The organism is Streptosporangium jomthongense, from assembly GCF_042650425.1.
Classification (GTDB): domain Bacteria; phylum Actinomycetota; class Actinomycetes; order Streptosporangiales; family Streptosporangiaceae; genus Streptosporangium.
The window spans coordinates 252,642-276,140 of sequence record NZ_JBHSBC010000018.1 but is presented as its reverse complement, the minus strand read 5'-3'; the positions used below and the strand labels follow the sequence as shown (position 1 = coordinate 276,140).

General features: G+C 70.4%; 21 protein-coding genes. 13 read left to right on the top strand and 8 right to left on the bottom strand.

The window, feature by feature from the left end:
- The first annotated feature begins 107 nt into the window (after nucleotides 1-107).
- The 9 genes from uvrC to ACFOYY_RS18890 all read left to right on the top strand — a co-directional run bounded on the left by uvrC (nucleotide 108) and on the right by ACFOYY_RS18890 (nucleotide 9,084).
- Nucleotides 108-2,048: an excinuclease ABC subunit UvrC gene (uvrC, locus tag ACFOYY_RS18930; protein WP_352013240.1), complete on the top strand. Its 1,941-nt coding sequence runs from the start codon at nucleotides 108-110 to the stop codon at nucleotides 2,046-2,048.
- A complete protein-coding gene (gene rapZ, locus ACFOYY_RS18925; RefSeq protein WP_352013204.1) occupies nucleotides 2,045-2,917 on the top strand; it encodes an RNase adapter RapZ in 873 nt (290 codons plus the stop codon). The genes uvrC and rapZ overlap by 4 nt, the downstream gene beginning before the upstream one ends.
- Complete coding sequence (locus tag ACFOYY_RS18920) at nucleotides 2,914-3,849, top strand: gluconeogenesis factor YvcK family protein (protein WP_352013203.1); 936 nt, start codon at nucleotides 2,914-2,916, stop codon at nucleotides 3,847-3,849. Before rapZ ends, ACFOYY_RS18920 begins: the two co-directional genes overlap by 4 nt.
- A gap of 90 nt (nucleotides 3,850-3,939) precedes the next feature.
- Nucleotides 3,940-4,920 carry a DNA-binding protein WhiA gene (gene whiA, locus ACFOYY_RS18915; RefSeq protein WP_012892507.1) on the top strand — a complete coding sequence of 327 codons (981 nt, stop codon included), beginning with the start codon at nucleotides 3,940-3,942 and terminating at the stop codon, nucleotides 4,918-4,920.
- A gap of 293 nt (nucleotides 4,921-5,213) precedes the next feature.
- On the top strand, nucleotides 5,214-6,218 hold the full coding sequence (gene gap, locus ACFOYY_RS18910) for a type I glyceraldehyde-3-phosphate dehydrogenase (RefSeq protein WP_352013202.1): 1,005 nt from the start codon (nucleotides 5,214-5,216) through the stop codon (nucleotides 6,216-6,218).
- Nucleotides 6,218-7,405: a phosphoglycerate kinase gene (locus tag ACFOYY_RS18905; protein ID WP_352013201.1), complete on the top strand. Its 1,188-nt coding sequence runs from the start codon at nucleotides 6,218-6,220 to the stop codon at nucleotides 7,403-7,405. The genes gap and ACFOYY_RS18905 overlap by 1 nt, the downstream gene beginning before the upstream one ends.
- Before the next feature lie 109 nt (nucleotides 7,406-7,514).
- Complete coding sequence (gene tpiA / locus ACFOYY_RS18900; protein WP_386190424.1) at nucleotides 7,515-8,300, top strand: triose-phosphate isomerase; 786 nt, start codon at nucleotides 7,515-7,517, stop codon at nucleotides 8,298-8,300.
- A 126-nt stretch (nucleotides 8,301-8,426) separates the two neighbouring features.
- Nucleotides 8,427-8,657 carry a preprotein translocase subunit SecG gene (gene secG, locus ACFOYY_RS18895; RefSeq protein ID WP_352013199.1) on the top strand — a complete coding sequence of 77 codons (231 nt, stop codon included), beginning with the start codon at nucleotides 8,427-8,429 and terminating at the stop codon, nucleotides 8,655-8,657.
- A 79-nt stretch (nucleotides 8,658-8,736) separates the two neighbouring features.
- Nucleotides 8,737-9,084, top strand: coding sequence for an RNA polymerase-binding protein RbpA (locus ACFOYY_RS18890; RefSeq protein WP_012892502.1), 348 nt, complete (start codon nucleotides 8,737-8,739; stop codon nucleotides 9,082-9,084).
- Between the two features lie 98 nt (nucleotides 9,085-9,182).
- Here the strand turns inward: ACFOYY_RS18890 and ACFOYY_RS18885 are convergent, their stop codons facing one another.
- Nucleotides 9,183-9,863, bottom strand: coding sequence for a TetR/AcrR family transcriptional regulator (locus ACFOYY_RS18885; protein WP_352013198.1), 681 nt, complete (start codon nucleotides 9,861-9,863; stop codon nucleotides 9,183-9,185).
- A 224-nt stretch (nucleotides 9,864-10,087) separates the two neighbouring features.
- Here ACFOYY_RS18885 and ACFOYY_RS18880 point away from each other — a divergent pair, with 224 nt between their 5' ends.
- Both ACFOYY_RS18880 and ACFOYY_RS18875 read left to right on the top strand, forming a co-directional pair.
- Complete coding sequence (locus ACFOYY_RS18880; protein ID WP_386190423.1) at nucleotides 10,088-10,567, top strand: GNAT family N-acetyltransferase; 480 nt, start codon at nucleotides 10,088-10,090, stop codon at nucleotides 10,565-10,567.
- 245 nt (nucleotides 10,568-10,812) lie between these two features.
- Nucleotides 10,813-11,973, top strand: a complete 1,161-nt coding sequence (locus tag ACFOYY_RS18875; RefSeq protein ID WP_386190422.1) for a UDP-N-acetylglucosamine--N-acetylmuramyl-(pentapeptide) pyrophosphoryl-undecaprenol N-acetylglucosamine transferase — start codon at nucleotides 10,813-10,815, stop codon at nucleotides 11,971-11,973.
- Between the two features lie 184 nt (nucleotides 11,974-12,157).
- On the opposite strand, the gene ACFOYY_RS18870 is transcribed toward ACFOYY_RS18875, so the two are convergent.
- The gene (locus tag ACFOYY_RS18870) at nucleotides 12,158-12,517 is read right to left on the bottom strand and encodes a transposase (protein ID WP_386190421.1); all 360 of its coding nucleotides are present in this window, start codon (nucleotides 12,515-12,517) and stop codon (nucleotides 12,158-12,160) included.
- Nucleotides 12,518-12,844: 327 nt separating this feature from the next.
- On the opposite strand from ACFOYY_RS18870, the gene ACFOYY_RS18865 reads away from it, so the two are divergent.
- The gene (locus tag ACFOYY_RS18865) at nucleotides 12,845-13,909 is read left to right on the top strand and encodes a M4 family metallopeptidase (protein ID WP_386190420.1); all 1,065 of its coding nucleotides are present in this window, start codon (nucleotides 12,845-12,847) and stop codon (nucleotides 13,907-13,909) included.
- 153 nt (nucleotides 13,910-14,062) lie between these two features.
- On the opposite strand, the gene ACFOYY_RS18860 is transcribed toward ACFOYY_RS18865, so the two are convergent.
- Entirely contained in the window at nucleotides 14,063-15,676 is a 1,614-nt protein-coding gene (locus tag ACFOYY_RS18860) for an amidohydrolase (protein WP_386190419.1), read from the bottom strand.
- 67 nt (nucleotides 15,677-15,743) lie between these two features.
- Nucleotides 15,744-17,144, bottom strand: a complete 1,401-nt coding sequence (locus tag ACFOYY_RS18855) for an NAD(P)/FAD-dependent oxidoreductase (RefSeq protein ID WP_362777313.1) — start codon at nucleotides 17,142-17,144, stop codon at nucleotides 15,744-15,746.
- Nucleotides 17,145-17,310: 166 nt separating this feature from the next.
- Between ACFOYY_RS18855 and ACFOYY_RS18850 the strand changes: the two genes are divergently transcribed.
- A complete protein-coding gene (locus ACFOYY_RS18850; protein ID WP_386190418.1) occupies nucleotides 17,311-18,345 on the top strand; it encodes a GNAT family N-acetyltransferase in 1,035 nt (344 codons plus the stop codon).
- A 59-nt stretch (nucleotides 18,346-18,404) separates the two neighbouring features.
- Here the strand turns inward: ACFOYY_RS18850 and pgl are convergent, their stop codons facing one another.
- The 4 genes from pgl to ACFOYY_RS18830 form a co-directional block, all read right to left on the bottom strand.
- Entirely contained in the window at nucleotides 18,405-19,178 is a 774-nt protein-coding gene (gene pgl, locus ACFOYY_RS18845) for a 6-phosphogluconolactonase (protein WP_352013190.1), read from the bottom strand.
- 109 nt (nucleotides 19,179-19,287) lie between these two features.
- On the bottom strand, nucleotides 19,288-20,199 hold the full coding sequence (locus ACFOYY_RS18840; protein WP_362915934.1) for a glucose-6-phosphate dehydrogenase assembly protein OpcA: 912 nt from the start codon (nucleotides 20,197-20,199) through the stop codon (nucleotides 19,288-19,290).
- Complete coding sequence (gene zwf, locus ACFOYY_RS18835; RefSeq protein WP_352013188.1) at nucleotides 20,200-21,867, bottom strand: glucose-6-phosphate dehydrogenase; 1,668 nt, start codon at nucleotides 21,865-21,867, stop codon at nucleotides 20,200-20,202. It abuts the gene before it with no gap.
- A complete protein-coding gene (locus ACFOYY_RS18830; protein ID WP_386190417.1) occupies nucleotides 21,868-23,496 on the bottom strand; it encodes a glucose-6-phosphate isomerase in 1,629 nt (542 codons plus the stop codon). It lies immediately after the preceding gene.
- Between the last annotated feature and the right edge of the window lie 3 nt (nucleotides 23,497-23,499).

Sequence of the window (23,499 nt, the reverse complement as noted above, 5' to 3'; positions counted from 1 at the left end):
GCAGGAGGGGGCGGCGCCGCGTGCCCGCGCCGTACCGGATGCGCGGGGCTCGCCGGGCAGGGGTCCTGTCGGTGAGGGCCGATAGGCTTTCGGGCGTGGCGAGATCTATGGGCGGTCCGGTGAGTTTCCGGCCCGAGCCGGGCACGATTCCCGAGTCCCCCGGCGTCTACCGGTTCAGGGACGCCGGTGGCAGGGTCATCTACGTGGGCAAGGCCAAGAGCCTGCGCCAGCGACTCAACTCCTACTTCGCGGACTTCGCCGGGCTGCATCCGCGCACCCAGACCATGCTCACGACGGCCGTCGGCGTCGACTGGACGGTCGTCGGCACCGAGGTCGAGGCGCTCCAGCTCGAATACTCCTGGATCAAGGAGTACGACCCCCGGTTCAACGTCAAATACCGCGACGACAAGTCCTATCCCTATCTCGCGGTCACCATGGGGGAGGAGTTCCCCAGAGTCCAGGTGCTGCGCGGCGCCAAGCGCAAGGGCATCCGCTACTTCGGCCCCTACTCCCACGCCTGGGCCATCAGGGAGACGGTGGACCTCCTGCTGAGGGTCTTCCCGATCAGGAGCTGCTCGGCCGGGGTGTTCCGGCGCGCCGCCCAGATCGACCGCCCCTGCCTGCTGGGCTACATCGGGAAGTGCTCGGCTCCCTGTGTCGGCAGGGTCACCGCCGAGGAGCACCGGGCGCTGGCCGACGACTTCTGCGACTTCATGGCGGGCAACACGGGCCGCTTCACCAAACGCCTTGAGCGTGAGATGCGTCAGGCCGCAGCCGAGCAGGAGTACGAACGCGCGGCCAGGCTGCGCGACGACATCCAGGCGCTGCGGCAGGCGATGGAGAAACAGGCGGTGGTGCTGGCCGACAACACCGACTGCGACGTGATCGCCCTGGTGGAGGACAACCTCGAGGCCGCGGTCCAGGTCTTCTACGTGCGTTCGGGGCGGATCAGGGGCCAGCGCGGGTGGGTGGTGGACAAGGTCGAGGACGCGGAGCCCGGCGAGCTCGTCGAGCAGTTCCTGCTCCAGATGTACGGCGAGGCCGCCCCCGAGGCGCTGCCCCGCGAGGTCCTGGTGCCCGCCATGCCCCCCGACGCCGAGGCGGTCGCCGAACTGCTCGGCGAGCACCGCGGGACCAGGGTGGAGATCCGCGTCCCGCAGCGTGGCGACAAGAAGACGCTCATGGAGACCGTCGAGCGTAACGCCAAGGAGGCCCTCAAGCAGCACAAGCTCAAGAGGGCCAGTGACCTGAACACCCGCAGCAGGGCGCTGCAGGAGGTCGCCGACGCGCTCGGGCTCGACCAGGCGCCGCTGCGGATCGAGTGCTACGACGTCTCCCACACCCAGGGCACCAACGTGGTCGCCTCCATGGTGGTCTTCGAGGACGGCCTGGCCCGCAAGAGCGAGTACCGCAGGTTCTCCGTCAACTCCACCGAGGGTGACGTCGCCTCGATATACGAGGTGATCTCGCGCAGGTTCAAACGCTACCTGGAGGAACGTTCCGAGACCGGGGAGCTCGACGTCGAGACGGGGGCGGCGGCGGAGACCGGCGGGACCGGCACCGGGGCGGCTCTCGACCCGGAGACCGGCAGGCCGCGCAAGTTCGCCTATCCCCCCAATCTCGTCGTCGTCGACGGCGGCCCCGCCCAGGCGGCCGCCGCCCAGCGGGCGCTGGACGAGCTGGGGGTCGACGACGTGGCGGTCTGCGGCCTGGCCAAGCGGCTGGAGGAGGTCTGGCTGCCAGGAGAGGACCTGCCGGCGATCCTCCCCCGGTCGAGTGAGGCCCTTTACCTCCTGCAGCGCGTACGCGACGAGGCCCACCGCTTCGCCATCACCTACCATCGGTCGAAGCGGTCGAAGAGCGTGAGGGAAAGCGCCCTGGACGAGGTTCCCGGGCTCGGCCCAGCCCGCAGACAGGCGCTGATCAAACACTTCGGATCCGTGAAGCGGCTGAGTGAGGCCACCGCCGAGCAGATCCGCGAGGTTCCCGGGATCGGCCCCGCCACGGCCGAGACGATTGTGTCGGCGTTGAAGGGGGAGCACCCATGAACGACAGAGAGACCGCGTTCGTCATCGTCACCGGCATGTCGGGCGCCGGACGCAGCACCGCGGCCAAGGCGCTTGAGGACCTGGGCTGGTTCGTCATCGACAACCTGCCCCCCGGCCTGCTGTTCGCCATGGCGGAGGAGGCCGGGCGGGTCAAGCTGGCCGCGGACAAGGTGGCCGCCGTGGTCGACGTGCGCAGCCTGGCCTTCACCACCGACCTCAACGCCGCGATCGAGGAGCTCGACGGGCGCGGCGTCGCGGTGCGGGTGGTGTTCCTTGAGGCCAGCGACGAGGAACTGGTCCGCAGGTTCGAGAACGTCCGCCGCCCGCACCCGCTGCAGGCGGAGGGCCGGCTGGTCGACGGCATCGCCAGGGAACGCGGCATCCTGCGTGAGGTCCGTGCCAACGCCGACCTGGTCATCGACACCTCCAACCTCAACGTCCACGAGCTTCGCGGCAAGATCGTCGCCTTCTTCGGCGGGGAGGACCGCCCCGGACTGCGGGTCAACGTGGTCTCCTTCGGCTACAAGTACGGCCTGCCCGTGGACGCCGACCTGGTCGTCGACTGCCGCTTCCTGCCCAACCCGCACTGGGTCCCCGAGCTGCGCCCGATGAACGGTCTGGACGCCTCCGTGCGCGACTACGTCCTCAACCAGGCGGGCGCCAAGGAGCTTCTCGACGCCTACGAGGAGGTGGTCGGCATCATCGCCGCCGGTTACACCCGTGAGGGCAAGAGCTACGCCACGCTCGCCGTCGGCTGTACCGGCGGCAAACACCGCAGTGTCGCGATGGCCGAGCAGCTCGGCGGCCGATTGCGAGATCGGGGAGGAATGGAGGTGCAGGTGAGCCACCGGGATGTGGGCCGCGAGTGAGCGAGGATCTCAAGGTCGTCGCGCTGGGCGGCGGACACGGGCTGTACGCGTCGCTGTCGGCGCTGCGCAGGGTCACCTCCGAACTGACGGCCGTCGTCACCGTGGCCGACGACGGCGGGTCGAGCGGACGGCTTCGCCGTGAACTCGGCGTGCTGCCTCCCGGAGACCTCAGGATGGCCCTGGCCGCGTTGTGCGGCGACGACGATTGGGGCCGCACCTGGAGTGAGGTCGTCCAGCACCGCTTCCGCAGCGAGGGCGACCTGCACGGGCACGCGGTCGGGAACCTGCTGATCGTCGCCCTGTGGGAGCGTCTCGGTGACACGGTCGCCGGGCTCGACTGGGTCGGGCGGCTGCTCGGCGCGCACGGGCGGGTCCTGCCGATGGCCTCGGTGCCGCTCGACATCGCCGCCGAGGTCGAGCTGGACGGCCGGGTGAGCACCGTGTACGGCCAGGTGGCCTGCGCTCTCACCCCGGGCAGGGTTCGCGCGATCTCGCTGCTGCCCACCGACCCGCCGGCCTGCCCCGAGGCGGTCCAGGCGGTGCTCGAAGCCGACTGGGTGGTCTTCGGGCCGGGGTCGTGGTTCACCAGCGTGCTGCCTCACCTCAAGGTGCCCGAGCTGGCCGACGCGCTGCTGCGCACCCGGGCGCGCAGGCTGGTCGCACTCAACCTGGCCCCGCAGCCGGGTGAGACCGACGGTTTCTCACCGCAGAAACACCTGGAGGTGCTGCGTCAGCACGCCCCCTCCCTGACGATCGACGTGGTCCTCGCCGACACCGGTGTCGCCGAGGACGGTGAGGAGCTGGAGAAGGCCGCCGCCGAGCTGGGCGGGCGGCTCGTCATGGCCCCGGTCGCCGACGAGGACGGCTCCCCGCGGCACGATGCGCAACGTCTTGCCTCCGTCCTGGACGAGATTTTCCGTGAGAAGCGTTGATCCTGGTCAGCGCCGCTCAGGAGTGCGAGAAACTTCTGTGAGCCTGGTTTCTCGGCCGCATGAGGTCTGTATGGGGGAGGACGAACGCGCATGGCGATGACAGGTGTGGTGAAAGACGAGCTGAGCCGCTTGCCGGTCCTGAAGCCTTGCTGTCGTAAGGCCGAGGTGTCGACGCTGCTGCGGTTCGCCAGCGGGCTGCACCTGGTGGGCGGGCGGATCGTGATCGAGGCGGAGCTGGACACCAACGTCACCGCGAGGAGGCTCATCAAGGACATCGGAGAGGTGTTCGGGCACAAGGCGGAGGTGCTCGTCCTGGCGCCCGCCGGGTTGCGCAAGGGGTCACGCTACGTGGTCAGGGTCTACCGCGACGGTGAGGCCCTCGCCCGTCAGACGGGGCTGATCGACAACCACGGCCGTCCGGTCCGGGGCCTGCCGCGTCAGGTGGTCGCGGGGGCGACCTGCGACGCGGAGGCCGCCTGGCGGGGTGCCTTCCTGGCACACGGCTCGCTCACCGAACCGGGCCGTTCCATGTCGCTGGAGGTGACCTGTCCCGGCCCGGAGGCGGCGCTGGCGCTGGTCGGCTCCGCACGGCGGCTGAAGATCCACGCCAAGGCGCGCGAGGTGCGGGGTGTCGACCGCGTGGTGGTCCGTGACGGTGACGCGATCAGCGCGCTGCTGACCCGGCTCGGTGCCCACGACAGCGTGCTGGCCTGGGAGGAGCGGCGGATGCGCCGCGAGGTGCGGGCCACGGCCAACCGGCTGGCCAACTTCGACGACGCCAACCTGCGGCGCTCGGCCCGTGCGGCGGTCGCGGCGGGGGCCCGGGTACAGCGGGCGCTGGAGATCCTCGGGGAGGAGGCGCCGGAGCATCTGGTGATCGCGGGCCGTCTGCGGGTCGAGCACAAGCAGGCCTCCCTGGAGGAGCTTGGCCAGCTCGCCGACCCGCCACTGACCAAGGACGCCATCGCCGGCCGCATCCGCCGCCTGCTGGCCATGGCCGACAAGCGCGCCCAGGACATCGGCATCCCCAACACCGAGGCGAATCTCACGGTGGACATGCTGGCGCCGTAGTCCGGTCTCCTCGTCTCGCGGGCGGTCCCGGTTCCGGGACCGCCCGTTCGCATGCCCGGCCATCGTTTTGAGATGTCTTTGCTGGTCACAGCAGCGTTGTACGGATTTATCGTGACAAGCCGGGCACTTCACTTGAATAGTGCGATACCTACGCATGAGGCAAAGGAGAAGAGACCTGCCCCCGCAAGTGGTCTAAACCAATTTGGGTCCGATAGTGTTCGTGCTTGAGGTATCAGCCCGCCCAAGTCGCCGGTCTTCTCGGCCGGCGCATGACGTACGAGGAGACCGGAACCGTGAGCATCCGCGTAGGCGTCAACGGATTCGGCCGTATCGGCCGCAACTTCTGGCGTGCGGCCGCCGCCAGCGGCAAGGACATCGAGATCGTCGCGGTCAACGACCTGACCGACAACGCCACGCTCGCCCACCTGCTCAAGTACGACAGCATCCTCGGCCGTCTGCCGTACGAGGTGAAGAGCACCGCCGACGAGATCATCGTGGACGGCAAGACGATCAAGGCCTTCGCCGAGCGCGACCCCGCCAAGCTGCCCTGGGGCGACCTGGGCGTGGACGTCGTGGTGGAGTCCACCGGTTTCTTCACCGACGCCAACAAGGCCAGGGTGCACGCCGAGAACGGCGCGAAGAAGGTCATCATCTCGGCCCCGGCCAAGAACGAGGACGTCACCGTCGTGATGGGCGTCAACCACGACAAGTACGACCCGGCCAGTCACACCGTCATCTCCAACGCCTCCTGCACCACCAACTGCCTGGCCCCCATGGCCAAGGTCATCAACGACACCTTCGGTATCGAGAAGGGTCTGATGACCACGATCCACGCCTACACGCAGGACCAGAACCTGCAGGACGGCCCGCACAGCGACCTGCGCCGCGCCCGCGCCGCCGCGCTGAACATCGTGCCGACCTCGACCGGCGCGGCCAAGGCCATCGGCCTGGTGCTGCCCGAGCTGAAGGGCAAGCTCGACGGCTTCGCGCTGCGCGTGCCGATCCCCACCGGCTCGGCCACCGACCTGACCGTCGACGTCAGCCGCGAGACCACCGTCGAGGAGGTCAACGCCGCGCTCAAGGCCGCCGCCGAGGGCGCGCTCAAGGGCTACCTGACCTACACCGAGGACCCGATCGTCTCCGCCGACATCGTCACCGACCCGTCCTCCTGCATCTTCGACGCGGGCCTGACCAAGGTGATCGGCAACCAGGTCAAGGTCGTCGGCTGGTACGACAACGAGTGGGGTTACTCCAACCGTCTCGTGGACCTCATCGAGCTGGTCGGCGCCGACCTCTGATGAAGGACCTCTCCGAGTTCGACGTGAAGGGTCGGCGCGTCCTGGTGCGCGTCGACCTCAACGTCCCCCTGGACGGGGACGTCATCACCGACGACGGCCGCATCCGGGCCTCGGTCCCGACGATCCAGGAGTTGGCGGGCAAGGGCGCGCGTGTGATCGCCTGCGCCCACCTGGGGCGTCCCAAGGGCGAGCCCAATCCGAAGTACTCCCTGGCCCCCGTCGCCAGGCGCCTGGGCGAACTGCTCGGCGCCGAGGTCGCCTTCGCCTCCGACGTGGTCGGGCCGTCGGCCCAGGCCGTCGTCGCGGGTCTTGAGGACGGCCAGGTGGCGCTGCTGGAGAACCTGCGCTTCGAGCCGGGCGAGGAGTCCAAGGACGACGCGGTGCGCGCCGCCTTCGCCGAGAAGCTGGCCGCCCTGGCCGAGCTCTACGTCGGCGACGGCTTCGGTGCCGTCCACCGCAAGCACGCCAGCGTCTACGACGTGCCGCTGCTGCTGCCGCACGCGGCGGGCAGACTCGTCCTGGCCGAGGTCGAGGTGCTCAAGAGGCTGACCGAGGAACCCGCCAGGCCGTACGCCGTGGTGCTGGGCGGGGCCAAGGTCTCCGACAAGCTCGGCGTCATCGGCAACCTGCTCACCAAGGTCGACCGGCTGCTCATCGGCGGCGGCATGGCCTACACGTTCCTGGCCGCCCAGGGATACGAGGTCGGTCAGTCGCTGCTGCAGCGTGACCAGCTCGACCAGGTGCGCGACTTCCTCAACGAGGCGATCAAGCGCGGCGTGGAGATCGTCCTGCCCGTCGACGTACTGGCCGCCACGCACTTCGCTGAGGACGCCGACCACGAGGTCGTGGACGCCACCGCGATCCCGGCCGACCGGCAGGGGCTGGACATCGGCCCGCGCAGCCGTGAGCTGTTCGCGACGAAGCTGGCCGACGCCCGGACGGTGTTCTGGAACGGCCCGATGGGCGTCTTCGAGTTCGAGGCGTTCTCCGGGGGAACCCGAGCCGTGGCTGAGGCGTTGATCCGTTCGGAGGCCTTCACGGTCGTCGGGGGCGGTGACTCCGCCGCCGCCGTACGACAGCTGGGCCTGCCGGAGGACGGTTTCTCGCACATCTCGACCGGTGGCGGCGCCAGCCTCGAATACCTTGAGGGCAAGACCCTGCCCGGCCTCGTCGCCCTGGAGGCGTAGGGGTGGACCGACGCGACGAGCGCCGTGCCGCCCGCCGTCCCCGGAACACGGGGGCGGCGGGTCCGGAACATGACCGAGACGAAGGCGGACGAGAGACGGTGAGCCACTGATGAGCACGACGCGCAAGCCGCTCATGGCCGGCAACTGGAAGATGAACCTCAACCACCTTGAGGCCATCGCCACCACCCAGAAGCTGGCCTTCGCCCTCAACGACAAGGACTTCGACAAGGTCGACGTGGCGGTGCTGCCGCCGTTCACGGACCTGCGCAGCGTGCAGACCCTGATCGACGGCGACAGGCTGCGCCTCCTGTACGGCGCGCAGGACCTCTCCCTGCACGACGCGGGCGCCTACACCGGGGAGGTCTCCGGGGCGATGCTCGCCAAGCTCGGGTGCACCTTCGTCGTGATCGGGCACTCCGAGCGGCGGCAGTACCACCGCGAGGACGACGACGTGGTCAACGCCAAGGTGCAGGCGGCCTACCGCAACTCGCTCACGCCGATCCTGTGCGTGGGGGAGGGGCTGGAGGTCCGCAGGGCGGGTGACCAGGTCTCCCACAGCATCTCGCAGCTCGACGGGGCGCTCAGGAAGGTCCCCGCGGAGCAGGTCAGGTCGATCGTGCTGGCCTACGAGCCGGTCTGGGCGATCGGGACCGGTGAGGTGGCGACCCCGGCCGACGCGCAGGAGGTCTGCTCGGCGCTGCGTTCTCGACTCGCCGAGCTGTATGACGGCGAGGTGGCCGCCGCCGTCCGTATCCTTTACGGAGGATCGGTCAAGTCTGACAACGTCGCCGGCATCATGGCTCAGCCCGATGTGGACGGTGCCCTGGTCGGCGGCGCCAGCCTCGACCCCGGAGAGTTCGCCAAAATCTGCCGCTTTAGCGAAATGTCCGGCTGACTGGGCCATTCGGAGGGTACGACTTGACAACAGGTCGTACCCTCTTAGAGCAAGTTTGAATCGTCACGCCACAGGCGTCATCCAGGGACACACCCGGACGCGGGTCGCACACAGGGACAGGTCACGGTGACAATCGGAATCTCCATCGCCCTCATTTTGTCGAGCATGCTGATGGTGCTGCTTGTTCTGCTCCACAAGGGCAAGGGCGGCGGCCTCTCGGACATGTTCGGCGGCGGCTTCTCGTCGTCGTTTGGTGGCTCCTCCGTGGTGGAGCGCAACCTCGACCGGCTCACCGTCATCACCGGTGTGGTCTGGTTCGTGTGCATCATCGCGTTGGGCCTCATTCTCAGGCCCTGATCCGGCTACGCAAGCGTGACAGTGGTTCAGCCCCCCGCATCCAACCGAGCGCAGGGGCCATCGAGCGAGGAGTTCATCCGTGGGTAGTGGCAACGCGATCCGTGGCAGTCGTGTCGGCGCGGGCCCGATGGGGGAGGCGGAGCGTGGCGAGGCGGCTCCCCGGGTAAGGGTTCCGTTCTGGTGCGCGAACATGCATGAGACGCGCCCAAGCTTCGCCAGTGACGCCGCCGTCCCTGAGTTCTGGGACTGCCCCCGGTGCGGTCTTCCCGCCGGTCAGGACGAGGCGAACCCGCCCGCTCCGCCGCGCAACGAGCCTTACAAGACGCACCTGGCCTACGTGAAGGAGCGTCGCAGCGACAAGGACGGCGCTCAGATCCTGGCCGAAGCCCTGGAGCGGCTGCGCTCCTCCTCGCGACCCATTTACTAGTACGGCATGCCGAGAGGCCCTCGTGGAACATCCGCGCGAGGGCCTCTCGGCATGACTACGGAATGATTACGGATCTTGTCATGCGGAGATTTCTCCGCTTATATGGGGGGTGATGGCTCCGGCTGGGGCCGATCTTCGAACTCGAAGTCCGGCTGCCTGAGTGTGCGCACCAGTTCGTCCAGACCGGCTTTCACCCGTTCGACGTCCATGCCCAGTGTCCTGCGCTGGTGCAGGTAAAGAGGAGCGGCCAGCGGGGCAAGCAGGGCGTCCGCCAGGTAGTGGACGTCCGTGTCGGGACGAAGGTTCAGCAGCAGCGTCGTCAGATGCAGGTGGTAGGCGGCGTAGGAGCCGCCGGTGTACCGCGCCTCCGGTGCGCTGGCTTCTGCGAAGAGCAGCAGGTCGGCCTGTTCCTCGGTGCGGTCGACCAACGCCTCCATGAAGGCGATGATGCGTTCGGAGGCTGGCGCCCCCGGCCCGAGCGGTGGCGGTCCGTGCAGGAACGCGGCCTGCAGGGTGCGTTCTCGCTCGTCGATCAGCGCGTACGCCAGACCGGCCCGATCCCCGAATCGCCGGTAGACCGTGCCGACCCCGACACCTGCGACCTGAGCCACTTCGTCCATTGACAAGCTCTCCACACCGCCGGAGGCCGTGATGCGCCGGGCGGCGGAGAGAATCTTTCTCCGATTCTCCGCCGCGTCGGCCCGCTCTCTGGGAGCGTCTCCGACGAGTGGTAGCTCCTTCCCCGTTACTGAGGGCTCCTTCCTGGTCGGCTCAGCCATCGAAGGCGGTTCCGGATGCGGCGCCCGTCTCCCCGGCCGCGCCCATGTCCTTCTTCATATTCATGATCGTATCTGTGTGGAGGCTCCCGCGCGTCTCGGCGGCGAAGATCCTTATATCTTCCTTTCTGGACATAGGGGATATAGCGGATGCATCTCCTGTTCTTGCTGGACTGTGCTGGTTTATCCGTTGGCTCCTGTCCCGGCCGGGACTGTAGGTTCCTGCCGTGACCGGCACAGAGGCGACGACGAAGATCAGGCCCGCGAACACGGCGGACGCGGCGGCGATAGCGCACATCCACATGACCTCCCGGGCGGTGACCATGCCGTACCTGCGGCCGCAGAGACGCGACCACGCCCAGGTCACCCGATGGATCGAGGAGGTCGTGCTCGCCTCGTGCCGGACCTGGGTCGCGGTGCGGGACGGAGAGGTCGTCGGCTACGCCGCCCTTGAGGGGGACATGCTCGAACATCTCTACCTGAGGCCGGACATCCGCCGCCAGGGCGTCGGCACGCTCCTGCTCGACGAGGTCAGGCGGCACAGCCCGGACGGCCTCTCCCTGTACGTCTTCCAGAGCAACGTCGAGGCCCGCGCCTTCTACGAACGCCACGGGTTCACCGTCTTCGACACCGACGACGGCCAGCGGAACATGGAGAAACTGCCCGACATGACTCTTCGCTGGACACCGTACGACGCGCACCGCTGATTCGCCCGCGAGCCGTGCGGTCACGGCATCATGGGGAAAACGGGGATAAGCCCTCGGAAGGGGATGGAAGCAAATATCGTTTCCCGTGTCTCCGGGGGCAGGAAGGCCGGTTGCCACCCGTCGAGGCGGTGGCCGTACCCGGTGAATTGGATCTTCGTCGTGACTCCGGGTAGCGTGCGCGAGGCCGCCGGACGCTCCGGCGCGGCCCAGAGCCCGGATGACCGCAACGCTGGAAGGACACGAACATGAACGCCGGAAACCCCCGTCCCCTGCGGATGCTCGTCACCGGAGGCGGAACCGGCGGTCACACCTACCCCGCGCTGACCACGGTCGCGGCCGTGCGCGAGCAGGCCGCCGCCCGCGGCCTCGGCCTCGACGTCCTCTGGGTGGGTACGGCGAGCGGCCTTGAGGCCCGTGTCGCGGCCGAGCACGGCATCCCGTTCCGCGCGATCAAGGCGGGCAAGCTCCGGCGTTCCCCCAATCCGCGTGAACTGCTCACCAATCTCGCCGACATGTTCCGCATTCCCGTCGGTGTCCTGCAGGCCTTCGGCATCGCCGCCCGCTACCGTCCCGACGTGGTGCTGTCGACCGGGGGATACGTGTGCGTGCCGCTGGGACTGGCCTCCAGACTGCTCGGCCGGCCGCTGGTGATGCACGAACAGATCACCGCGCTCGGCCTGGCCAACCGCATCCTGGCGCGCTTCGCCACCCGCGTCGCGCTCACCCATCCCTCGTCGGTCGAGCACCTGCCCGCCTCCGCGCGGGAACGTGCCGTGGTCACCGGCAATCCCGTCCGCCCTCACCTGCTGAACGGCAACGCCCCGTCGGGCCGCTGGCACTTCCGTCTGTCGCCCGAACTGCCGCTGGTCTACGTGACCGGCGGGGCACAGGGCAGCAGGCAGATCAACATCATGATCGAGGCCGTCCTGCCGTCGCTGCTCACCAGGGCGCAGGTGCTCCACCAGTGCGGCGCGGGCTGGATCGACGGGCTCAGCCGGACCGCCGCGGCCCTGCCCCCCGAACTGGCGGAGCGCTATCAGCCGGTGGCCTACGTGGGGGAGGAACTGGCCCACGTGTTCGCCGCCGCCGACGTCGTCGTCTCCCGCAGCGGCGCCGGTACGATCGCCGAACTGACCGCGATCGGCAAGCCGTCCGTCCTGATCCCCCTGATCCCGTCGGCGGGGGACGAACAGCGGCAGAACGCCCGCTACCTGGCCGAGGCGGGGGCGGCCAGGGCGCTCCTCGACGCGGGTCCCGCCCCGGAGCACCTGCTCGCCGAACTCGGATCGTTGCTGGCCGACCCCCACGCCCGCGCCACCATGGCCAAGGCCGCCAAGTCCCTCGGCCGTCTCGACGCCGCCGACGCCCTCGCCCGCGTCGTCCTCCAGGAGGCGGCCGTCGGCTGAACCCGCTCGGCTGAACACCCGAGAGCGGGGAACGGGCGGCCGCGTCCCGGGGGTGCCGGGCCGGACCGGTACGTGCCCCGGGCACAGGATCGAGGCGTGGCGCGCCGAGGGCGCCGGGACAGGGCCGCCATGAGGCGTTCACGGCCGCGCTCGGCCGGTGGACCCGAGACGCGGTCCGCCTCGGTCACCAGTGCGCGACCTCGAACATCATGCCCGGCCGGATGTCCTGACGCGCGGGGCGGCCTGAGCCCGTCTCCCTGTCCGGCTCGGGCACGGTCTCGCCCGAGAGCAGCGCCTGCAGGATCGTCTCCCAGGTGCCGTCCGTCGACCAGCGCCGATGGCGGTTGTAGACGGTCTTCCACCGGCCGTAGACCTCGGGGACGGCACGCCACGAGCAGTCGGCCCGGCTGCGGAAGAACACTCCGTTGATGGTCGCCCGGTGATCGGCCCAGCGATGACCCCTGCGGGGATGCGAGGGTAAAAGCGGCGCCAGCCGTACCCACTCGTCCTCGGTCAGGTCGTGACGCTTCAACCGGTTGTCCACGACCTCATGATGTACACCATTTGTGCCCACTGATCTATCCGCCACGTCTTCGCCCTGACGGGACGGCGTGTCGCCGGGGCGTATCGGGTGCCCGTTAGGCGGGCGCGCCCGCGGGGTCCTCGCCGCCACGGGGCCGGGGAAGGGACGGCGCGGTCGTTACGGGACGCCTCTCGCGAGTCGCGGGCCGCGCGGCCGGTCGTCCGAAAAGCGCCGGACATTGCCGTGCCGCTTGCGAATTTGTATTTTCCAGGAGAAAACGACCCGGGCGACGGGCGTTCTCCACGTGTCGATTCTGACGAGGAACCCCCCAGAAGAAGGAGCCGTCAGATGACCTCCAAGATCGTGCTGGGCGCCGTCGTGGTCGTGACGGCGCTGACGTCGGCCACACCGGCGACGGCGTCCGAGCCGGAGAGCCCGGTCCAGCAGGGCGTGGGCCACAGCTACTACAACGGCGATCCGGTGTCCCTGCGGACCGCGGGAGGCCCCGACCACTACATCATGAGCGATCCCACCTACTCGGGACTGAGCTGCAACGTCGGGGCGTTCGGTGTGCCCCTCGTCAAAAGTGGCAACGACTGGGGCGACAGGAGCCCGGTCAACCAGGAGACCGCCTGCGTCGACGGCATGTTCGCCGCGCAGCGGTACATGGACATGCTGCGCGACTGGTTCGGGCGCGACGGCACCGATGGGCAGGGCCGTACCCTCCCGGTGTATCTCAAGCCGGACGTGGTCGGTTCCTACCTGAGCGGGTGGGTCGCCCTGGGCCGGAACCAGGCGGGCACGAAGTGGGCCACCTCACTGGACACGGTCGGGCACGAGTACGGTCTGCGGACCTTCCTGGAGTCCGGCTCGGGCTGGAGCGGCTCCTCCGGCGGTGACGGCCAGGAGCACCAGGGACTCAACGAGTCGTCGGGTGACATCTTCGCCACGCTGCTCGAACACTACGTCGGCCACCCGGACACACTCGACGAGCCGGACTACCTGATCGGTGAGGAGTTCGACCTGAAGGGCGACGGGCCGGTCCGCAACATGTACAACCCCTCCCGGCTGGACGGCAAGAACTGCTACACCCGCTTCACCACCGACGCCGGCCCGCAGAACCACTGGTTCTACCTGCTCGCGGAGGGGACCAACCCGGTGGGCAAGCCCTCCAGCCCCGTCTGCTCCGGGCCCTCGGTGCTGAGGGGCATCGGCATCCGTAAGGCGGGGGAGATCTTCTACCGCGGCGTCCAGCTCAAGACCGCCCCCTGGAACTACGCCAAGGCACGCGCGGCCACCGTACAGGCCGCCGCGACCCTCTACCCGGGAAGCTGCACCGAGGTGAACGCCGTCAGGGCCGCCTGGAGCGCGGTCGGGGTCGCCGCCAAGACCGGGGAACCGATCTGCGACTGAGATCCCGTCCCGGAGACCTCCGCATCGCTCCCGGCGGCGGTGAGGCCCCGCCGGGGGCGCCCCGGCCGGATGGGCGGCCCGAGGTCTCCCGTCCCGGCGCCTCCGCCGGGATCACGGCCGCCCAAGCGAAACGATCGAGGTGTGGGCCGCCGGTCAGCGGTGGTAGACCTCCTCACCGCCGACGAAGGTCATCGCGACCCTGGTCCGCCAGATGTCCGCCGCCGGTTCGGTGAACGGGTCGCGGTCGAGGACGACCAGGTCCGCGCGGTTGCCGGGGGAGATGACCCCGGCCTCGTCGTCTCCGTTGATCCAGGCCGAGCCCGCGGTGTAGGCGGTCAGCACGGTGGACAGGTCCAGGCACTGGCCCGGCAGGAACGGCGTCCGGGCGGTGGGGTAGTCCACGTGCACCGAGCCGCCGGGCTCGGTGCGGTTGACCCCGACGTGCATGCCCTGGAACGGGTCGGCGGTCGAGACGGGCCAGTCACTGCCCGCGCAGAACCGGGCGCCCGAACGCAGCAGGTCGGCGAAGGGGTACTGCCAGGCGGACCGCTCCTCGCCGAGGAAGGGGATCGTCAGCTCGTCCATCTGCGCGTGATGGGTCGCCCACAGCGGCTGCAGGTTGGCGGTCACCCCGAGGGCGGCGAAGCGCGGCACGTCCGAGGGCTCGATGATCTGCAGGTGCGCGATGTGGTGCCGGTTGGCGGGGTCCGTCCCCTCGAAGCTGTCGAGGGCCTCGCGGACCGCGCGCTCGCCGATGGCGTGGAAGTGCACCTGGAAGCCGTGCCGGTCCAGTTCGGCGACGTGGCCCTTCAGCAGCGCCGGGTCCACGTAGGAGAGGCCGGTGCCGCCGCAGCGGCAGTAGGGCTCGATAACCGCGGCGGTGAAGTTCTCGGTGATGCCGTCCTGCATGATCTTCACCGAGGTGGCGCGGAAGCGCTCCAGGCCCTCGGCCAAGGCACGGCGTTCGATCAGCTCGGGGATCTGCTCGGCGCCACGGGTGCGGTCCCACCACAGCGCGCCGACGACCCTGGCCCTCAGCCGCCCCGAGGCGGCGGCCGACAGGTAGACGGGCAACTGGTCGTCCCAGCCCGCGTAGGAGCCGACGATGGCGTCCTGCCAGCCCGTGACGCCCAGGGAGAACAGGTGGTTCTGGGCCTCGACGAGCGCGTCGGCCATGTCGCCCGGCGTCGGGCTCGGTGCGAGCAGCCCGACCAGGTCCATCGCGCCCTCGTGCAGCACGCCGCTCGGCGTGCCGTCCGGGTCGCGCTCGATGCGTCCGTCCGGCGGGTCGGGCGTCTCGCGGGTGATGCCCGCCCGCCGCAGGGCGAGGGTGTTGACCCAGGCCGCGTGGTGGTCGCGCTGGAGCAGGTAGGCGGGCCGGTCGAGGAAGTCGATCTGTGAGCGGTGCGGCAGGCCGCCCGGGAAGGCCGCCATGTCCCAGCCGCCGCCGTCGATCCACTCGCGGGTGGTGTTCGCCTCCGCGTAGGAGATGATCCGCTCCAGGTACTCCGGCAGGCCGTAGACCTCGGACAGGTCGCACCTGGCCCGTTCGAGGCCCGCCTGCACCGGGTGGATGTGCGCGTCGGTGACGCCGGGGATCAGCAGGCCGCCGCCCAGGTCCACGGTCTCGTGGCCGGGGGCGGCCCGCCGTAGGAGGTCGGTCTCGGGGCCGACGGCGGCGATCCTGCCGTCACGGACCAGCACGGCCTCGGCGAAGGCGTCCGCTGCCAGGAACGCCCGGCCGCCGCGGAACAGGATGTCGTTCACCGCTCCTCCGCGTACACGTGGGACGGGTGGGTCATGGCTCTCCTCTGTGTGCGGTGACGGTGGTGGCTCAGCGTCCGGTGATGGAGTCGGCGACCCGTGCCAGGACGGAGGTACGGCCCAGCCCGGCCCGCTCCCTGGCGTCCGCCCTGCGGTACAGGTCGTACATGGCGTGTACCCCGATCCAGCGCAGCGGCTCGACCTCCCAGCCTCGCACCCTGCGGCCGACCCAGGGCAGCGAGGCCAGTTCGGTGTCCCGGCGCAGGATCAGGTCCCGCAGTGTACGGCCCGCCAGGTTGGTCGTGGTCACCCCGTGCCCGGTGTAGCCGCCCGCCCAGCCGATGCCGGTGGCGTGGTCGACGTGCACGCTCGCGCACCAGTCGCGGGGCACGCCGAGCACGCCGGACCAGGCGTGGGCCACCCTGGAGGCGCGCACGGCGGGGAACATGCCGGTCAGCAGCTCCCACAGCGCCTCGATCGTCCAGCTGTGCGTGTGCCCCCTGTCGTCGACGCGCGAGCCGTACAGGTAGGGCTTGCCGCGCCCGCCGAAGGCGATCCTGCCGTCCGCGGTGCGCTGGGCGTACATGTAGTAGTGCGCCATGTCGCCGAGCAGCTCGCAGCCCTCCCAGCCGATCTCGTCCCACAGCTCGCCGAGCGGCTCGGTGACGATCATGGAGCTGTTCATCGGCAGCCAGGCCCGGTGGTACTGCCGGAGTTCCGCGGTGAACCCCTCGGTCGCCCTGATGACGTAGTCGGCGCGGACGGTGCCGTACGGCGTGCGGGCCCGCCCCGGCGCGATCTCGATGACGGGGGTGCGTTCGACGATCTCCACCCCGAGGTCCCGTACGGCCCGCGCCAGGCCACGGGCGAGCTTGGCCGGCTGGATGCGGGCGCAGTGCGGGCTCCAGATCGCGCTGACCGCCCCCTCGACCCGAAGGCGGGCCTCCCGTTCGGCCGGGTCGAGCAGCCTGACGTCCTCCTCCGTCCAGCCCCAGTGCCGTTCGTGCGCGAGCAGCTCACGCAGCCGCCGGTCCTGGGCGGCGTTGGTCGCCACCGTGGTCACGCCGCCCTTGACGATGTCGGCGTCGACGCCCTCCTCCCCGGCGACGGTCACGACCTCGTCGACCGCCTCGAACATCACCCGCTGCAGCCGTCTGGCCGCCTCGACGCCGTGTGTCCTGGCGTAGCGTTCCGGCGTTCCGGCCAGCTCGCCGACGAGCCAGCCGCCGTTGCGTCCCGAGGCGCCGTATCCGGCGAACTCCTTCTCCAGTACGACGACCCGCAGTTCCGGTCGCGCCTTCTTCAGGTAATACGCCGTCCACAGACCGGTGTAGCCCGCGCCGACGATCGCCACGTCGGCGTCGCGGTCGCCGCCGAGGGGGGCACCCGCCTCGGGAAGGCCGAGGGAGCGGTACCAGAAGGAGACGTCTCCGTTGACGAAGTCATCGGAGAGTGGAACACGCGTGCTCATGGCCATACATACTGCTATATCCGTCAATTAGTACGAACCTTCCAACGGAAACCGTTGTATAAACGCATCATGGGTGATATTTCATGACGTAACTGGGGTCTCACTCCCGTGTAGCGCTCCCGTAACGGAGACGCGGCAGGCTGTGCCTGACAGAGGGAGTGATCCGATGGGGTTTCTGAGGATTCGTACCACGGTTGACGAGCGTCCCGGGCGGCTGTCCTCGCTGGCCGCCGCACTGGCGGACAAGGGTGGCAACATCCTGGGCCTGAGCGTCCAGTCCGACACCGAGGGCACCGTGGACGAGTTCCTCGCCGACATCCCCTCGGGACCCGAGACGGTGCGCCGGGTGCTTGAGGAGGCGGGCGGCCGCCAGGTCCAGGTCGTCACCGCGACCGCCCACGAGCTGACCGACGAGCCGACCCGCGCCCTGCTGCTCGCCGCCGGGTTGCGCGCGGAGCCCTGGCGCCTCCCCGAACTGCTGGCCGAGCTGCTGCGCGCCGAGGACGCCCGCTGGGTCGACGGCGCGGAGAGGGGCGACCTTCCTGACCCGACGCTGCTGACCGTCCCGGTGACTCCGCGCCGCTCCGTGCGGCTGCGCAGGGCCGGGCTGCCCTTCACCCTGACGGAGGCCGCCAGGGCCGCCTCCTTCGTACGGCTGGCCCAGCCGACCCTGCGGCAGCGGCCCGGCGCCGAACGGGTCGTCACGCTGTCCGACGGCACCCAGGCGCGGGTCCGCCCGCTCACCGAGCTCTACCGCGAGGCGGTCCGCGACCTGCACGACCGCTGCTCGCCGGAGTCCCGCCGCTTCCGCTACCTCACCCCGGAGCCCGTGCTGCCGCCCCAGGCCTTCGACCGGCTCTGTGACCGCTCCCGGGGCCGGTCGCTGGTGGCCGGGCACGACGGGCAGGTCATCGCCGTGGCCACCCTCGCGCTCACCCCCGGACCGGGGACCGCAAGGATGGCCCTGCTGGTCGAGGACCGCTGGCAGGGCATGGGACTGGGCGCCGCGCTGGCCAGGATGATCCTCACCGCCGCCCGCGATCTGGGACTCGCCGAGGTCAGGGCCGCGATGCTCACGGACAACGCGCGAATGCTCGCCCTGCTGGCCTCGCTGGGAGCGGCGGTCACCCCGACCGACGACCCCGGCGTGGTCGAGGCCAGGCTCGCGGTCGGCACACTGGCCGGGGCGTTCCCGGGGTGAGTCTCCAGCCGGGTGCGCGACCTGTCCGCTGACCCGCCGTCATACGACGGGGGACGGGGTCAGGGGGAGGAGATCCGGCCGAGGGAGGCGGGGATCTTGGCGGCCGCGGCCCTGTCCAGCAGGAACAGCGTCCGCTGCCTGCCGCGGGCGCCCGCCGCGGGAATCTGCACCGGCCCCGTGTCGGACAGCGCCAGCCGTACGGCGGAGGCCTTCTCCGCGCCGGCGGCGACCACCCACACCTCACGCGCCGCCTGGATGACCGGCAGCGTCAGTGAGATCCGGGTGGGCGGCGGCTTCGGCGAACCGTGCACCGCGACCACGGGACGGGTCTCGTAGAGCGCGGGCATGCCGGGGAACAGCGAGGCGACATGGCCGTCCGGGCCCATGCCCAGCAGAAGGATGTCGAACGACGGCGCGGGCCCGTGATCCTCGGGGAGCGCGGCGCGGTGCAGCTTCTCGGCGTAGGCGTCGGCGGACTCCTCGGCCGTCATCCCGGAGTCGGGGCCGCGCATCACGTGGACACGGGCGGGGTCGAGGTCGACCTGGTCGAGCAGGGCGGCACGGGCGCCGGTCTCGTTGCGCTCGGGGTCGCCGGACGGCAGGAAACGCTCGTCACCCCACCAGATGTCCAGGTGCCGCCAGTCGATCGCGTCACGGGCGGGGCTGGCCGCGATCTCGGCCAGGGTCGCGATGCCGACGGTGCCGCCGGTCAGCACCAGGGAGGCCGAGCCCCGGCTCGACTGGACGTCGACGAGGCCGGTGATCACCCGGGCGGCGACCGCCTTGGCGAGCATGTCGGCGTCACGATGAATGATCACAGTGGGAACGCTCACGGGACTTCTCTCTCAAGAACTCTCGGCGGGTGCCACGGCCGGGCCTTCGGTACGGGAGCCCCGCCGTGAGGGCGTCCCGCGGCGGACCGCGGGACGCCTCACCCGGGTTTCAGGACTTGCGGCCGCGGGCGATCCGCCGGATCGCGGCCTCGTAGATCTCGTCCGGGTCGAGACGGCGCATCTCCTCGGCGAGCAGTTCCGCGGTCGGCCGCCTGGTCAGCGCGACCTGCCGGTCGGGCCTGCCGGGACGTGACAACGTGGCCAGCCGCCCGTCGCCACGGGTGATGGAGATGTCGCCGTTGGTGGTGGTCAGCCTGACCGCGGTCAGGCCCGGCCCCTCCGAGTCGACGACCTTGACCGGGACGCCGAGGCGCTCGCTCAGCCACGCCGCCAGCAGCAGCGCGCTCGCGTGCCCCGGTACGGCCTCGACGACCCCCTTCTTGACCTTGCCGACCGGTTGGTCGAACACGGCGGCCAGCAGGCTCCGCCACGTCGTCAGCCGGGTCCAGGCCAGGTCGGTGTCGCCGGGCACGTACCCCTTCGACCGGCCCGTGATCGCCTCGACCGAGTCGGCGGCCGACCTGGCGTCGACGATGCGGCGCTGCGCGAGCAGGCCGATCGGGTCCTTCGCCGGGATGGCGGGGCAGGAGCCCGGCCACCAGACGACCACCGGGGTGTCGGTCAGCAGCAGCGGGCCGACCACCGATTCGGCGTGCTCGGTGAGCTCGCCGTACAGGCGCAGCAGGATCACCTCGCCCGGGGTCGTCTCGCCGACCCGGATCTCGGCGTCGAGACGGTTGGGCTCCCTCTGGTCACGGGGGATGACGACCAGTATCCGGGAGGGGTGCTCCCTGGCCGCCTCGGTCGCCGCCCTGACCGCGTCGTACTGGTTGCCCTCGTCGCACACCACCACCAGCGTCAGCACCATGCCGACCGCGGGGGTGCCCATCTGGTGCCGCAGCTGGGTGAGCTGGGAGGAGATCTTCGACGCCGTCGTGCCGGTGAGCATGAAGCTCGTCATCTACAACCTCCTCCACTCGCGTCCGTCGCGGGCCATCATCTCGTCGGCCGAGGTGGGACCCCAGGTGCCGGAGGGATACTCCTCCGGCGGGCCCTGGGTGGCCCAGAAGTCCTCGATCGGGTCGAGGATCTTCCACGACAGCTCGACCTCCCGCTGGTGCGGGAAGAGCGGCGGATCACCGATCAGCACGTCCAGCAGCAGCCGCTCGTAGGCCTCGGGGGAGGACTCCATGAACGACTCGCCGTAGGCGAAGTCCATCGAGACGTCCCTGACCTCCATCGCGGTCCCCGGCACCTTCGAACCGAAGCGCACCGTGATGCCCTCGTCCGGCTGGACCCGGATGACCAGGGCGTTCTGCCCCAGGATCTCGGTGTCGTCCTTGCTGAACGGCAGGTGCGGCGCACGCTGGAAGATCACCGCGACCTCGGTCACCCTGCGGCTGAGGCGCTTGCCGGTGCGCAGGTAGAACGGCACCCCGGCCCAGCGGCGGTTGGCGATCTCCAGCTTGACCGCGGCGTAGGTCTCGGTGATGGAGTCCGGCGGGATGCCGTCCTCCTGGGTGTAGCCCGCCACCGGCTCCCCGCCCTGCCAGCCGGGCCCGTAACGACCCCTGGCGGTGGACAGCTCCAGGTCCGGCGGGAGCTGTACCGCCTTGAGGACCTTCTCCTTCTCCCTGCGCAGCGAGTCGGCCCCGAACGACGTCGGGTCCTCCATCGCCACCAGCGCGAGCAGCTGCAGCAGGTGGTTCTGGATGACGTCACGGGCCGCGCCGATGCCGTCGTAGTATCCGGCCCTGCCGCCGATGCCGATGTCCTCGGCCATCGTGATCTGGACGTGGTCGACGTAACCCCGGTTCCAGATCGGCTCGAACAGGTTGTTGGCGAAGCGCAGCGCCAGGATGTTCTGGACGGTCTCCTTGCCCAGGTAGTGGTCGATGCGGAACACCGAGCTCTCCGGGAAGACGGCGCTGGTGATCGCGTTGAGCTCCTGGGCGCTCCGCAGGTCGTGCCCGAAGGGCTTCTCGATCACCACGCGGCGCCAGGAGCCCTCCGGGGCGTTGGCCAGCCCCGTGCGCTTGAGCTGCTGGACCACCACCGGGAAGAACTTCGGCGGAACCGACAGGTAGAACCCGTAGTTGCCGCCCGTCCCCCTGGTCTGGTCGATCTCCTTGAGCATCATGGCCAGCGCGTCGAAGGCCCCGTCGTCGGTGAACTCCCCGGGGCAGAAGAAGATGCCCTCGGAGAGCTGCTTCCAGACCTCCTCGCGGAAGGGCGTGCGCGCGTGCTCCTTGACGGCGTCATGGGTGAGCTGCGCGAAGTCCTGGTCCTGCCAGTCGCGGCGGGCGAAACCGACCAGGGAGAAACCGGGGGGCAGCAGCCCCCGGTTCGCCAGGTCGTAGATCGCCGGCAGCAGCTTCTTGCGCGCCAGGTCGCCCGTCACGCCGAACAGGACCAGCACGCACGGGCCCGCGACCCGGGGCAGCCGCTTGTCGCGGGGGTCGCGCAGCGGATTGGACTCGATCAGGGCCTCGGTGGTGCTGACGGTCGCCGCCGCGGACGTCTCGGCCGCGGACCGCTCGCCCCCCACGGGGTCGGCGTGCGCGTCCTCGCCGCGCACGTCCTCCGGCTCCGCCTCTGCCGGGCGGGCTCCGGACTGCTTGTCACTCATTCAGGCCTCCCGCGCAGCCTCAAGGAGGCGTGCGACACCGGCGGTGCGGTCGGTCAGGTGGAGTCGTACCGCGGGCCGTCCCCGCCCGGCCAGCGCGTCCTGGTCTCCCAGAGCCTGCGCCAGCTGCAGCCTGCCCAGCGTGTACGGCTTGCCGGGCACCTCGACGTCCTCCTCGACGGCCCCGGTGATCTGCAGGAACACACCGTTCTGCGGGCCGCCCTTGTGGTACTGGCCGGTCGAGTGCAGGAAACGGGGGCCCCACCCGAAGGTGACCGGCCGCTCGGTGCGCACCGCCAGGCGGCCGCGCAGCGTCGCCGGGTCGGCGGCGCTCCAGGCGTCGGTCATCTCCTCGAAGGAGGCGTCCTCGGCGTGCGGGGCGTCGAAGGCCGCCTCCCTGTCGAGGTAGGCCATGATCGCCAGATAGCCGTCCTCGGGGACGGCCTCCAGCAGGCGGGTGAGCACCTCGGGCAGGTCCTTGGGGACCTCGCCGCCGGGCAGCTCGCCGTACACCTCGACCGGGCCGTCGACCAGGATCGGCGTGCCCGTGGGCAGCTCCTCCCGGTCGAGCAGCCTGCCGGTGTTCTCCTTCGACTCGGCCACGTTCGGCTGGTTGAAGGGGTCGATGCCCAGCAGGCGGCCCGCGACGGCCGTGGCGTACTCCCACACCAGGAACTGGGCTCCCAGCGGGCCGCCGACCGTGACGACCCCGTCGGAGTCGATCCCGGCGACCAGCTCGTCCGGAGCCTCACCGGGGTCGGCGCCGACGACCGGCAGGATGCCCCTGCCGGACTTGCCGGTCGACTCGGCGATCAGCTGCTCGATCCAGTCGGGCAGGCCGTTGATCTCGGACAGGCCGTCCTCAAGCACGAGCTTGTCGCGCCCGGCGAGCGCGGCGGCGCCGAGGGCGGCGCCCAGCTCCAGGCCGGGGTTGCCCTCGGACCGCGCGAGCAGCGGCCGCACCTCGGCGGCCTCGTCGAGCAGCCGCTCGACGTCGGCGCCGGCCAGCGCGCTGGGCACTAGGCCGAAGGCCGTCAGGGCGCTGTAGCGGCCACCGACGTTCGGGTCGGCCAGGACGACCGGGTAACCGGCCTCGACGGCGATCCGCTCAAGCGGCGAGCCGGGGTCGGTGACCACGACGATCCGCTCGGCCGGGTCGATGCCCGCCTCACGGAAGGCCTTCTCGTAGATACGCCGGTGGCTGTCGGTCTCGACGGTGCCACCGCTCTTGCTGGCGACGACCAGGACCGTGCGGTCGAGCCTGTCGCGCAGCGCGCGCAGTACCTGGCCGGGGTCGGTCGTGTCGAGCACGGTCAGCGGCACGTCGGCGGTCGTGGTGATGACCTCGGGGGCCAGTGAGGAGCCGCCCATGCCGGCCAGGACCACGTGGTCGAGGCCCCGCTCGCGGGCCCGCTCGACCAGCTCGCCGATCTGCGGCAGCAGCTGCCTGCTGCTCAGTGGAAGGTCGAGCCAGCCGAGACGGATCGCGGCCTCGGCCGCGGCGTCCGGGCCCCACAGGGCGGGGTCTCCGTTGGAGAGGGCCTCGGGAACGCCCTCTGAGGCGAGCCGGGCGGCCACCTCGGCGGCCTGCTCGGCGAGCTTCTCCTCGGCGAACGTCACGGAAACCGACATGTG